The sequence below is a fragment of the Aliikangiella sp. G2MR2-5 genome, from assembly GCF_015687155.1.
In the GTDB taxonomy this organism is placed as follows: Bacteria; Pseudomonadota; Gammaproteobacteria; order Enterobacterales; family Kangiellaceae; genus Aliikangiella.
Genome location: NZ_JADPQF010000002.1, coordinates 197,476 through 210,576, shown reverse-complemented (window position 1 = coordinate 210,576; position 13,101 = coordinate 197,476). Strand labels below are relative to the sequence as shown.

Below are 13,101 nucleotides of genomic sequence, written 5' to 3'. Positions count from 1 at the left end.
TGCGACAGAAAGAGGTTAAAGTTTTATGGCAACACATAGTGAAGAAGTGTACAGCTTGATGATCCCGACCGTTCAGGGAAACATTCTCTTGCCTAATACGAATGTTGCGGAAATTGTTCCGTTCAGTAACGTTGATCTCTTTGAACAGGGAGACAGACCTAAATGGTTTTTGGGACATTTGTTATGGCGAGGTAAAGATATTCCTCTTATCTCTGTCGATGTAATTAGTGGATCAGAAGATCCTCAAGCAAACAAGCGTTCACGTGTCGCTATTACACACACGCTCAATGCAAATACTGAGCTTCCTTATATTGCCATTGTCGTACAAGGGATTCCGCGACTTTCTCACGTAACTCCTGAAAATATCAAGTGTATTGACGCTGATGTAACATCTGGCGCTGAAAAAATGAAAGTAACTGTTGACGGAGTTGAAGCTGCTATTCCTGATCTGGATAAACTTGAAGAAATGATATTGGCTACTGAGAGTGCCGCATAATTCTCCTCCCTCTTTAAACCTCATTAAGTTCCACTGGCCGACAATTGTACTTGGCGGTTGTCTGGGGCTTGTGCTCGCCTATTCAGTTCTCTCAGGTGACTCACACGGAAGAGTCAATCTACTCTATTTGCTGATAATCTATTTAGTCATTCCACTGGCAAGTACTATTGTTTCATTGTTAGCGCATGTGTCAGGCAAAGAAGTAAACATTGCCAGATTTATGAGCTGGTTACCATTTCGCTCTGATGAATTTATTTCACATCAACGTAACCTTCAACAGTTGAAGTTGAATAAGCAATGGTTATTTATGCAAAGCCAGCTTGCGGCAGTCGCTTATTCTATAGGAAGTCTTTTAGTTTTTGCTGTATTGCTGATTGCGACAGATATTAATTTTGTTTGGCGAAGCACAATCTTAAGTGCTGAGTCGCTCAATGAGGTTTTAACAGGGTTATCAATTCCCTGGGGCTTTTGGGAACAGGCTCAACCAAATTTGAATATGTTGTTGCAAACTCGAGATTCAAGATTAGCTACCACAACGTCCAATGCCCAGATATATGGAAGCTGGTGGCAGTTTATTTTGGCAATTCAGCTTTTTTATTGTTTCTTTCCAAGACTTTTGTGTTATCTCTACGCTCGCTTTCTATTCATTCGAACGCTCAACAATGATTTGGAGTCTCGACTTGAAAAGGAAAAAGATAAGGTAATTAAAAAGAACAGTAATAGTATACGTAATATTAAAACTGTTCAGAATTTGGAAGGAGATTTCGTATTAACCAATTGGGCCGGGATCGATTTACAATTAATCAGAGAGTTTTTACCTGACTGGTTCGATATTACAAATGAAGAAAAACAGTTAAAAGCAGGACCTCTGGCTAGTGAGTCGGAGCAAAAAATTGCCGAACGTTGGCAAGGTAGGCAACTCATAGTAGTTAAGTCCTGGGAACCTCCTCTGGGTGAACTTAAAGATTATATGGAAAGCGGACAAGGATATATATTTCCAGTGGACTGGGAAGCAGAAAAAGTTAAGGTACTTCAGCCGAAACACTTTGACGAATGGTTACGCTTTGTTTCTCACTTGTCTCGCTGGCAAGTATTTTGTCCGTTGGCCTTGCATGAAGAAGAAAAGGATGAGGTAAGTGATGATTAAGCGCGCCTGCTTTGCGGTAGTTGGTCATCCCAACAAAGGAAAGTCGTCAATTGTATCTACCTTGTGTCATAACGACTCAATTGTTGTATCCAGTCGAAGTGGAACGACAACCCACTCAAGTAGCTATCGTGTTGAAACACAATCCGCTGGGTATGAACTAATTGATACGCCCGGTTTTCAGCGTGCCAAAAAAGTATTGGCCTGGTTGACGGCGCATGCAGAGAGTGCTGCGCAAAGGGCTGAAGCGGTGAAAGCTTTTGTCGAATCAAGCGAGTGTTATAGCCAATTTCCAGACGAAGTTGAGTTGCTAAAACCGATTGTGAACGGGGCTGGGATTCTTTATGTGGTTGATGGTTCCAGACCTTTTGGCATCGAATATGAACCTGAAATGGAGATACTACGTTGGACAGGCCAGCCCAGCATGGCGTTAATAAACCCGATTGAAAATGAGTCGCATGTCGAGGAGTGGCAAAAAGCACTAGCACAGTACTTTAAAACAGTGCGAGTTTTTAATCCGATGACCGCGGACTTCGACAAACAGATTTCTTTATTGGAGACCTTTGCCCACTTACAGCCTGATTGGTTGGAAAATTTATCCTTGGTTGTTGATGACCTGAAAAAAGATCGCGCAAACAAAGCGAAAGATAGCGCCGAGGTTCTTGCCAGGTTGTTAAACGATCTAACTAGTCATAGTGAAAAACAAAAAGTTCTTTCACCTGAGCAGGCCAAAGCAATTAAACCTGTTTTACAAAAAAAATATCAAAGCTGGATGCAAGATAGAGAGCTGAAGGCAGTAAGAGATCTTTTTCTGGTTTATCAACATCATCAAGTAGAATTTGATATGAACAAACTGGACTTGCCGCCCGACTTATTCGACCAGAGAAAATGGTATGCCTGGGGACTAGACAAAAAAAGGCTGGCCTCTGCTGCGACTATGGCCGGAGCTACCGCTGGTGCTGCAATTGATCTTGCAGTCGCAGGCCATAGTTTTATGCTGGGTGCAATTGGTGGTGGACTTGCCGGCTTTGGTAGCGCCTGGTTTGGTGCCGATAAATTAGTCGACTTAAAAGTTCAAGGTATTCCTCTTGGCGGTTATCAGGCATGCTATGGACCGATAACTAATCCCAACTTTCCCTACGTAATTATCGGCCGTTTCAAGTATTTTCATCAACAGGTAAGCCAACGAAACCATGCTGACCGTCATTCAGCTAAATTTGAATCCGGAGATTTCAAACTATCATTAGACAAAATGAACAAAGATAGGCAAAAAGCTCTCCATCGAGCATGTCAGGCACTGGCAAAGCAAAAATTTGTAGAAGGGTTATCCGAAATTCTATTTCCAATTTTAACCGCTGATAGTGAAAATTGACGGTGACATTCTGAATTTATAATTCTTCAAGCTTTTTAATTGAAATTCCATATATTCGCTTACAATTTCCAACTCGACCCTCAAGAAGTTTTTTTCTAGGCTATTTCTTATCTTCACACGAGAGAGTGATATATCTTGAGAACGAGTTTCAGAGTCTGCTTTTATTGCATTTTGCCATTGTTGTTGCTCTCTTCAGGAGCTGGGGCGAAAGATGATAGACCTTTTCGCGAAGGAGAGGCACAACAACTCTTTTCCGAAAAGCAGCAACGTGAACACTTGTATCGCGTGAAAATAAATGACGAACTGACGCGCGTTGATGTAGAAATCTGTTTCAGAGGAAAAGTCCCTGAGTACCTTGTTGTAGATTCCCATAGTGCTTTAGACAAGCTAATAGAGTTTCCGAAGACGGCTCAAGGGTTTATCGAATTCCAGGGACGCTACTGGAAAACAGAGAAGCTACCGAGTAACGCCTGTATCGAGTATGCATCCGATATTAGCGAACACCTTATTGAGCGAGTCGATGGCGAAAAGATGGAGAAAGTGAACTATCAGGCTGAAAATGGCTGGCTTTGGCTTCCTGAAAGTTTGGCAAAAGATGAAGTAATACGTGTTGAGTTTGATTTGAAACCGCGGTTTTTTATTTCCGTTCCCTGGCAAGCCGATGCTCAGTCAAATCGCAAGTTTAAGCTGTTCCGAGCACCTCATCACTGGGGAAGCACAATGGTTTTCGGCGATATAGGTGCTGAGCAAATTTCTCTGGGTGATGAAAGAAAAGTCAATCTTGCGTTGTTAGGTAACTTTAAAGATCGTTTTGCGATAAGGCAGTGGATTGTTGATAGTGCAAAAACTTTAACGGACTACCTTGGATATTTTCCTGAAAAACAATTACAAGTGATAGTTATTTCTAGTGACAAATATTCGGGAAGTCCTGTTCCTTGGGGAGAAGTCAATCGGGGGGGAGGTAATGCTATCAAACTTGTGATTTCTCCTGAATATTCAATTAGTGCTTACTATCAGGATTGGACTGTGTTCCATGAATTCTCGCATTTGTTACTTCCAAAAATAGAGTATAAGTCGAGTTGGCTGGCTGAAGGTTTAGCCTCCTATTTGCAATACCTGCTAATGAGTAAAGCTGGTGTTTTAACCAAAGAAGTTGCCTGGCAAAAGCTCTATCAAGGTCTAAAAAGGGGAGAAAACGGTACAAGTAAGCTACGTCGGGAAAAACTTACAGAAACTTTGCAGCGAAAAAGAGAGCGTGGCAAGCAAAGAGATAGAACAATGCGTATTTACTGGACTGGAGCCGCCTATTTTCTATCAATAGACCGAGAGCTCTACAAGGCTTCTGGGGGTAAAAGCGGACTTAGAGAAGTGCTTGCAGAGTTTAACCGCTGTTGTACAGATAGTGGAAAACTATGGACCGGTAGAGAACTGGTTTCTCAACTGGACAGGTTATCTTCATCTAATTTGTTCAGTTCTCGCTTTGAAGCCTTTTCGCGGAGCGAAAGCTTTCCAGACTATGAGTCGGTATTCGAGTCTCTCGGAGTAAAGATTGACACGCAGCATAGCGAACCCTCTGTTCAATTAGTTGAGTCAGTAGAGGTAGATATTAGAAATCTGATTAATTGAACTTCATTTTCCTGGTTATAGTACGACTACTCACACAAAGTAGCATCATCATTCGAGTCGATTTACTTAAAATCTACTCAAGACTCCCCATTTCTGGCCGATAAAGAAGCAGACAGGTAATTCCTGATGCTATCTATTCTTTACCAAGAATAGCTTGGTCAGTCGAATGGCCTTAGAGCCAAATAACAAAAATCAGTGTTTCAAGTAGATGTATATCAGAAAACAACTAGAACAAAGATCACGTTTAGGTGATTTATTACTCAAACGCCGAGTTATTAGTAAGGGACAACTGGAAATAGCCTTGGCAATGCAGACCAGTCAGGGAGTTCGCTTGGGAGAAGCGCTGTTGGCATTGGGTTATATCGATCAGGATACTCTTACTAAAGCTTTGCGAAAGCAAAGGTGGCTGCGTGCGGTCATAACATTTATTACCTTAATCATAGCCCCATTTAGTCCTGCCTTTGCCTCCAATCAGGGTAACTCAGGTAAAGTGTCAGCTGCCTCCAGTGAGATCTCGGTGACCATTTTGCCGAAGACTTTGCTTAATGGAAAAAGTAATCTGAAGCTTTCCGAGAATAAGGCTCAAGTAACAGACTCGCTTTGTACTAGCAACCTGGGAATGGCATTTTTTCAACTCAACGTGGCAGGCTCGGGGAGTGAGGGAAAACTTGTTCTCAGTGATACTGAAAATAACCAGCTATCGTATCAGGTGGAGTATCAGCATGAAGGTAGCGCCTTCAAATCGCTTTCGCCTTTAAAATCATCTGCTTTATATAAGAATAGTTTTAGTCACGATCCTTATTGTAGTAATACTGAAAACAGTCGATTAAAAATCTCTTTAGAAAACGGGCGGAAAATCAACCAGAAAAATGGCTATTCTGGAACCTTGACCGTTACTATCGCTGCTGAATAACATACCCCTGCCAATATACTTTCCGGAGTAGTCTCCTGTCTCCTAGTCCTGTATAATTTCTGTGTAGCTAAAAGGATTAAAAACACCGGTATAAAAATAATAAATACTGCTGGTATATGCGAAGGAAACGTTTCGAAAATTAATATTTAGGGCGGTTCTGTGCGAATACTTATTTTGATTTTAGGGTTATTCTCTTCTTTGTCTGCTTTGGCGGGAATATCTATCAGCAAAGCGATTGTTCATTTCGAAGCAGGTGGACAGGTTAGCGAAGATGTCGAAGTCTTTAACCAGGGTGATGAAACGCTCTATATCAGAATTGAACCTAGCATAATTAAAAATCCTGGTAGTGAGCAAGCGCAACGAGTTTCCTATCGTAATCCGAAAGACGCTGGACTTCTGGTCACGCCGCAAAGAATGGTGATTGCTCCTGGAGCAAGAAAGCGGGTGCGATTCGTCAGGCTGGATGATGCTGCTGAAGCGAAAGAGGACAGAGTCTTTCGTGTACTTATAAAGCCTGAAGTCGGTAAGGTCTCATCTCGAGAAACAGCAGTCAAAGTCATTATTGCTTACGAAGTTCTCGTGTTGTCACAACCTGGAAAAATCAAACCGGATCTTCAACATAAAATAGACAATGGAAAATTGTATCTATATAACGCCGGCAATACCAATATACTCATCCAGAATGTTTACCAGTGTCCGCCGGGGCAGTCTTTTCGCGATGAGCAACACCAGTGCAAGGAGCTCAGCGGAAAGCGACTTTATGCCGACACTCGATGGGAAAGTGAGCTGCCGTTAAAAACCAATGTTACCATTCACTATTCGATAGGGCTGGATAATCGCGAGTTGGTTATCGATTTTCCACGGCAAGATCAGACAAATAAAAAAACAGCGAAAAACTAATCCTCGCGCCAAAAATAAAATAAAAAATGAGGACTCTTTGGGATTTGAAAGCTTTATTTCCGCCAACTAAACTTGGCATCATTTACGTTTGCATGATGCTACTTTGGAATGCGCCTCTGTTAACAGCTGCGGAGGCAGATCCTGTTATTTTTGTAGATGCAGAAACTTTCAAGAATGCGCAAGCTGAGCCGGTAATTACAACTGAAGCTCCGGCTGGATTTGAAGATTTAATGGCTGAGCAAAGTGCTTTGGTTGATGTGGTTTATCAAGGAAGAATGCTCGGGTCGGTAATGGTTGTTTATACTATCGATTATATTCGCTTTGAAGAGCCTACAAAGCTGCTGAGCTTACTTGAAAATGTCAAGTCGCCGGATAGATTGTTAAGCGCGCTATCACTACCTCTTGCTACGAACACCGCACAGATCTGTTTTTATCAGGGACAGGCTAGTTGTGGTGTTCTCTATCCTCAAACTGTTGGCGTCATTTTTGACGAAAGTCAATTGAGGGTAACCCTATTTATTAACCCCGAGCTTCAGTCTGAACAAGCACTTGCGCTAGAGAAATACTTGCCACCGTCTGATGCAGGGCCGTCGCTCATCAGTAGCTTTTCTTTGGTAGCCAGTGGTGGCGATCAAAGAGAAGATGTTCACACTGCACGCCTTAACAATACTTTTGGTTTTGGTAACCATCGTTTGATAGCAGATTTTGAATCAGATAGTGAGAGTGGAGAGCGTCTTGATCAGCTATCTCTCACGTTTGAGCAACGTGACTTAAGTTATCAGATAGGAACGTTTAGAACGACTACCTACGGAAATAGTTTTTATTCACAAAATGATTTCATGGGACTCAGGGTAGCCTCAACCCTGGCCAGCCGCACCGACCTGGAGCAGGTATCCGGAACTCAATTATTTGTGTTTTTGAACGAACGCTCCCGAGTTGAAATTTACGTGGATGGTGAGTTAATCGACGCGCAAAGTTATCCGGCAGGAAATATCGAACTGGATACGAGAACCTTCCCTGAAGGTGCCTATAATCTGGAATTAAAAATTATCGGTGATAGCGGTCAGGAGAGAACCGAAACACATTTCTACTCCAAGTCGCTACAATTACCGCCGCAGGGCGAGTGGCTCTATTTTGTTGAGCTAGGCTACCCGGAAGACGACTTGCGGCTGAGTTATCCAACCAAAAAACAGGAAAATATGTTTCGAGCAGGAGCATTGTTTAAACCTAAAGAATTTCTCGGGCTCAGTACGAGCTTAACTTCCAGTCGTATTCAGCAAGGTTTAGAGGTGGGTAGCTACTGGTTTGGTGACGGGGTTGAATTGCAAACCAATCATGCTCGAAATTCTGATCAGGACTATGCTCATGCCTATTTGGTGAATTTGAGGATGCCAAACTTTTATGTTTCAGCCAGCTATCGTCGAAACCATATCAAATCTGTGCAAGATATCGATCTGGATTACGCGATTTTAGGACCCAGAGCGAAACAAACCAGTTTGAATATTGGTGTTCCGTTAAACGATGCCAATCTGAATATTTTTTCTCGAAGCAGTGAGAGTCTCTTCTCCGATAAGTATCGTGCTATCGGCGTAAGCTTTCGTAAAAATTTGATGCGTACAGGTGGCCTATTTGTAGACTGGACTTTGGATGCGAGCAAGGAAAATGACGAACGTCGGATCGCTGCGGGTATTTCTATCAGATTTATTCAGGGCAGGGTCGGCTTTGATTCTCGCATGAATTTTGAAAATAGAAGAACTCAGAACGAAGACTTTTCTCACTGGAATAACAGCGCTCGAATCAGTTATTCAAATCCTGAACTTGCTCTAGGGCGGCTGCATTCATCTTTAGGAGTTAACCGAAGTGAATTCCAGTCGAGTGCCGAGCTTCAGTCAACCATCAATAGTGATTTTGGCTACGGTCGACTGATACTGGATCGAATTCAGCCTGAAGCAAGCGCTGATTCTCAAATTAGCAATAGTGAAAACCAGTCCAACTATTCTATCGCAACCCAGGTTAATCTGGTTTCCGGTGGAGGAGAGGTTGCGCTCGGAGGCGATCGTGTCGAGCGTTCTGGCGTTATGCTCGATCTACGTGATTTCAGCGACAAAAATCTAAGCTTTATCGTTACCGTTAATGGCGCTGAAAAGGCGAGAATCCAGTCGGGTGCCAGTAGCTTTATCGCGCTGCAGCCTTATCATACTTATCGACTCAGCTTAACACCAAAAGGTCAAACGCTGGTTCACTTTGATTCGACACCAAGAGAGTTCACTTTATACCCGGGTAATGTCAAAAGTTTGCAGTGGAAAATTCAACCAATCAAGGTTGCAATTTTTCAATTAATCGACCCTGAACAGAAACCTTTTGCCAATGCTTTTTATCAGGAAAACGGCGAGTATGGACGTTCGGATGATCAAGGCTGGGTGCAGCAGGAAGTGCCGGTTAGTGGGCTGGAAATGAGCTTTACCAATATTGAGGGAAGTGTGTGCCGGGTTGTTATATCGCCGGATGATTTGACTGAAGGAGTTAACTTTTTAGGGCAAAGGGGTTGTAACGATTGACCAAAAGTAGTCCATTAGATTCTTAATCATTTCTTTGACTAGTCACATGGATCAAGCTTGTAGCTCAGTTGTTTGTATCCTTTCATCACTTTATCTCTTGGTCGGGAGAAGTGTCAGATAATAAATTCAACTGAGCACTTCAGGTAAAAAGATTGTGATGCACTTGTTAATTGAACCCGTGGTTGCTTTAGGGTATTTCGATTGCATCTGCTTCACGAATTTTACAATCGCTGGTTTAGTGGTTTTGATTCGTCCAAAGTGTTCAATAGCTGATTTTCTTGAGTAACCTGAATACGCAATTTCGGTGAACTCTTTATGAGTATCGATTCCAATAAAAACTATGGTATCGCTGTTCATGCTAGCCTCAGCTTAAATGGTGTTTGATGACTCATATATTATGGCACTGGCTGAAAAGCTAACCCACGATAGGGAGCTAGCACTGAGTTTAATAAAGACTCCAAAGGGAGTCATTATGTTAAAGCTACTTCCTTAATTTCTTTTCCCATTCTACCGCCCAGTTTCTTAAAGGGTTAAGTGTATCCATTAACGAACATCCCAATTCAGTTAATTTATAACCTTCTTGTGATCTACAAACTAACTTCGCTTCTGTAAGCTGTTTAATTCTTGCGTTTAGAACGGATGGAGACATACCGTCACACTGTGCCTGCAACTCCCTAAAACTAAGAGCTTTCGTATTAAGTTCCCACATAACTCTCATGTTCCATTTTCGACCAAGAAGATCAAAAACCGCCATGATAGCTATACCTGAATTTGAACCTCTAACGGGTTTATTTGGTAATGGTGTCGTCATAACTCTTGCGCTTCTAAAAAAGTAGCGGTACGATATGCTACTAAATAAGTAGCGATTTTATATTAATCCATCAAAAAAGCGAGATAATTATGTTTTTAGTCGATATGATTTTTACGGATGTGGAAAAGATCACGCCTGAATTAACAACTCAGCACAAGAGTTACCTGGAGGAAGAATACAAATCTAACAAATTGATGTTTGGTGGCAGGAAAGTGCCAAGAACTGGAGGAATTCTTATATCCATGCATTCAAGTGAGCAAGAGCTAGTTCAAGTTTTGAAGTCAGATCCATTTATCAAAAGTGGTGTGGCAAGTTATTCTATTACTGAGTTTGTACCTGTTATGGCTTCTAAAGATTACTCAAATATTGTAGCCTAGCAAGCCAATTAAGCGGGACTTAGTAATTGTTTTGCAGCTTCCGCTTGCATTTAGGTCAATTGATTAAAATATTTTCATTAGGGCGCTAAGCACCCGTCAATCTACTCCGACGTCAATTTATTCCGGCGCCAATACCAAAGTCAGCGTCCCCTGATAGTATCCCGGATTAGCGGCCTGTAAGGTTTGTGCCAGAAAGCTCACTGATATATTGGCGTTCAATTGCGAAGGACAATCCAGACTCTGACTCGCTCTGCGCTGATTTGCTAAAGGTATTCCCGGAGAAACTTTTTTTCCACCAGTAGTTCTTGGTCGATTGTTAAACTTCAGTTCATAAGCCAGGCTATCAACGCCATTGGTCACTTCGAATGCGCCTGCCGGACCGCTTCCCCAGAAAGTCACATTATATCGTCCTCGCGGGATCACATTGATACAAATGTTATCGTTGCTTTGTAAGTTCCCAAAACCGGAATAGCGACCAAAAACAAAATCATCCAGATTAGACACTTTGACCTCGGCAATAACCAGGTTTTGTCCAAAGAACAAAGCGAAGCCGAGTAACAGTTTGAAAAGTTTTGTGAGTTTTTTAGCAATCATTCTTCGTGCCTACTCGGGAATGATTGTCAGGGTTAAGGTACCGGTATAACTGGCCGGCGGAACCGAGAGTAAAGCCGGTTCTTCAATTAACATGCTGAGATTGGCATTGGTCGTCAGGCAACCGAAAATATTCCAGAAAGCATTGGATGCGGTCTGCCCGGTTAAAGGTTGGGCGCTGACGAGTTCAACTCTACCGGAAGTTGATGAGGTGTCGTTATAAAAAACGCGATAAGGCAGATAGTCGACGCCGTTGGATAGTGCAAAAGAATTGACATTGGAATTATCGCCACTACCTGTTGCTGTTATTCGATAATTATTGGTGCCGTAAAGGCCGATACAGATATTTTGATCTGAGGTCAGAGAGCCGCCTGTCCAGTTGCCAAAGTTAATATCGGCAAGACCGGTAATTCTGGTGAGTAAACCAAGTGTTAGCGTGATCTCGACATCGCCTTGAGAATTACTGCCAAATTCCCCTTGCGTCGCTCCGTGGCAAAAAGAAGCCTTGGCCAGTAGGATGAATACCAGCAGGATAGAGCTAGAGTATCTGAGCCATTCCATGATGTTAGCCATTTTACGATGCTCCCCGGAAAACACCGAATAAGCGAACCGCCCGACAAAGGGGAAAATGCCGGGCAGTTGCTGATTGGTTTTATTCAGGAGCTACCAGAATGGTCAATGTACCGGTATAAGAACCTGGAGGCACTGCTGCGAGATCTGCGTTGGCAACGTTAACGTTAACTTGTGCGTTGTCTGCTGCCGCGCTACCGCAGGTATTATCGGTATTGTTTGCGCCGGTCACTCCGTTAAGTGTAGAACCTGCTGTCATAGCAACAGCGGCGCTACCTGCATCAAGGTTTTCAAATGAAACAGAGTAATTCAGCGTATTACCGCCGCCGGCAAGTTCAAATGCACCGCCGGTACCACTACCGCTCATGGTGACGTTATAGCCGGTACCGCCATTGCGATAAATACAGAAGCTGTCAGAGCCATTCAAGTCTGCAGTACCGCCGTTAAAGGTACCCAGAGCAATATCATTCAGGTTGTTGATTTGGATAAGATCGCCAACGGATAAAGAGATCAGTAAGTCTCCTTCCGAGGTAGTTCCCAGTGAGCCTTGTGTTGCAGCCATTACTGAAGTTGTGGTTACACCTAAAGCGAAAAGTGAAGTTTTGATCAAACGCGAGTATTTCATAATAAAACCCTTAGTTGACTGATTTTTTATTTTCTTATGAGACGCTACTTCTCAAAACGCCTCTCGACCCCTGTTATTATTTCACCCGCTCGATCCCTGTGGGATATTTTCACTGTAATTCTATTTTAATAGTTAAAGTATTACAATAGCTTTTTTTCTTAACTCATTGAATAATAAGGAATAATCGTGATAAATAGTGTCACCCTTAAGTGACAAAAATTGTCATGCAAGGAGAACTTTAATAAACATGAATTTTTAACATGTTGATTTTTAAGTAAAAAAAAGGAGAGCGTGATGAAAATCACAAATACTGAATAGAAAAAAGTGTCAAAATTTGGACACTGGTCAGATTTTGTCTGCTAACGTATTGTAAATATTTACAATACTAAAAGATTATAAATCGCCGTAGTGGGATTGCAGAATGGCTATTGCTGCTAATCCAGCAGTCTCCGTTCTCAGAATTCTAGGGCCTAATTTTACGCCTTGCCCACCGAGTAGCTGAATAATTGAGTGGTCTGTAGCTGAAAAGCCGCCCTCTGGCCCGACAAAAAGCACTATTCTATTGCATTCCAATTTGTCACCAAAGCGGGTATTAGCTGATGGCTCCAAAAACAGCTTGGAGGAATCTTCTTCGAGTTCTACATCTTTTAACATAGAAATAGAGTTCAATTTAGGTATGCTTGCTCGACCAGATTGTTCGCACGCACTTTCAATGACCTTTTGCCAATGCTCCTGCTTTTTAGCTTGCCGTTTGGGATCCAGTTTAACGTTGCTTCGTTCGCTAATGACCGGAGTGATTTCTTTTACGCCTAACTCGACACATTTTTGAATAACCCAGTCCATTTTGTCGCCCTTTGCAAGTGCTTGAACCAGGTGAATATTGAGTGATGATTCATTCTGCGCGAGAATTTTCTGGCCAGTAAGAACCCAGGCTTTCTTGCCTTCAGTGCGCAAAATGGTTGCTGGATAATCGTAGCCATCGCCATTAAAAAGGGTGAGTGAGTTGCCAACTGAATAACGCAGTACCTGAATGCAGTGATGACTTACTTCTTTGGGAAGCTCCAGCTCTTTATTACTTTCTAGTGGTATTGAAGCAAAGAAACGGTGGCTGCGCATAA

At 42.4% G+C, this 13,101-nt stretch carries 13 protein-coding genes; 8 read left to right on the top strand and 5 right to left on the bottom strand.

The window, feature by feature from the left end; all coding sequences use genetic code 11:
• Positions 1–25: 25 nt before the first annotated feature.
• From IYN84_RS08330 to IYN84_RS08300, 7 genes are all read left to right on the top strand, one after another.
• Entirely contained in the window at positions 26–496 is a 471-nt protein-coding gene (locus tag IYN84_RS08330) for a chemotaxis protein CheW (protein ID WP_196138751.1), read from the top strand.
• Entirely contained in the window at positions 486–1,643 is a 1,158-nt protein-coding gene (locus IYN84_RS08325; RefSeq protein WP_196138750.1) for a DUF2868 domain-containing protein, read from the top strand. The genes IYN84_RS08330 and IYN84_RS08325 overlap by 11 nt, the downstream gene beginning before the upstream one ends.
• Positions 1,636–3,012 (top strand): DUF3482 domain-containing protein, encoded by a 1,377-nt coding sequence (locus tag IYN84_RS08320; protein WP_196139174.1) that lies wholly within the window; start codon positions 1,636–1,638, stop codon positions 3,010–3,012. Before IYN84_RS08325 ends, IYN84_RS08320 begins: the two co-directional genes overlap by 8 nt.
• A 135-nt stretch (positions 3,013–3,147) precedes the next feature.
• The gene (locus IYN84_RS08315) at positions 3,148–4,638 is read left to right on the top strand and encodes a hypothetical protein (RefSeq protein ID WP_196138749.1); all 1,491 of its coding nucleotides are present in this window, start codon (positions 3,148–3,150) and stop codon (positions 4,636–4,638) included.
• A 208-nt stretch (positions 4,639–4,846) separates the two neighbouring features.
• Complete coding sequence (locus IYN84_RS08310; RefSeq protein WP_196138748.1) at positions 4,847–5,551, top strand: hypothetical protein; 705 nt, start codon at positions 4,847–4,849, stop codon at positions 5,549–5,551.
• 159 nt (positions 5,552–5,710) lie between these two features.
• Entirely contained in the window at positions 5,711–6,451 is a 741-nt protein-coding gene (locus tag IYN84_RS08305; protein WP_196138747.1) for a molecular chaperone, read from the top strand.
• A 44-nt stretch (positions 6,452–6,495) separates the two neighbouring features.
• A complete protein-coding gene (locus IYN84_RS08300) occupies positions 6,496–9,009 on the top strand; it encodes a TcfC E-set like domain-containing protein (RefSeq protein WP_196138746.1) in 2,514 nt (837 codons plus the stop codon).
• 481 nt (positions 9,010–9,490) lie between these two features.
• Here IYN84_RS08300 and IYN84_RS08295 read toward each other — a convergent pair whose 3' ends face one another.
• Positions 9,491–9,820: a helix-turn-helix domain-containing protein gene (locus tag IYN84_RS08295; RefSeq protein ID WP_196138745.1), complete on the bottom strand. Its 330-nt coding sequence runs from the start codon at positions 9,818–9,820 to the stop codon at positions 9,491–9,493.
• Positions 9,821–9,909: 89 nt separating this feature from the next.
• Between IYN84_RS08295 and IYN84_RS08290 the strand changes: the two genes are divergently transcribed.
• Positions 9,910–10,197: a YciI family protein gene (locus IYN84_RS08290; protein WP_196138744.1), complete on the top strand. Its 288-nt coding sequence runs from the start codon at positions 9,910–9,912 to the stop codon at positions 10,195–10,197.
• 117 nt (positions 10,198–10,314) lie between these two features.
• Here IYN84_RS08290 and IYN84_RS08285 read toward each other — a convergent pair whose 3' ends face one another.
• From IYN84_RS08285 to IYN84_RS08270, 4 genes are all read right to left on the bottom strand, one after another.
• Positions 10,315–10,791, bottom strand: coding sequence for a hypothetical protein (locus tag IYN84_RS08285; RefSeq protein WP_196138743.1), 477 nt, complete (start codon positions 10,789–10,791; stop codon positions 10,315–10,317).
• A gap of 9 nt (positions 10,792–10,800) precedes the next feature.
• Positions 10,801–11,361: a hypothetical protein gene (locus tag IYN84_RS08280; RefSeq protein ID WP_196138742.1), complete on the bottom strand. Its 561-nt coding sequence runs from the start codon at positions 11,359–11,361 to the stop codon at positions 10,801–10,803.
• Positions 11,362–11,440: 79 nt separating this feature from the next.
• Positions 11,441–11,983 carry a hypothetical protein gene (locus tag IYN84_RS08275; protein ID WP_196138741.1) on the bottom strand — a complete coding sequence of 181 codons (543 nt, stop codon included), beginning with the start codon at positions 11,981–11,983 and terminating at the stop codon, positions 11,441–11,443.
• Between the two features lie 393 nt (positions 11,984–12,376).
• Positions 12,377–13,099: a 16S rRNA (uracil(1498)-N(3))-methyltransferase gene (locus IYN84_RS08270; RefSeq protein ID WP_196138740.1), complete on the bottom strand. Its 723-nt coding sequence runs from the start codon at positions 13,097–13,099 to the stop codon at positions 12,377–12,379.
• Between the last annotated feature and the right edge of the window lie 2 nt (positions 13,100–13,101).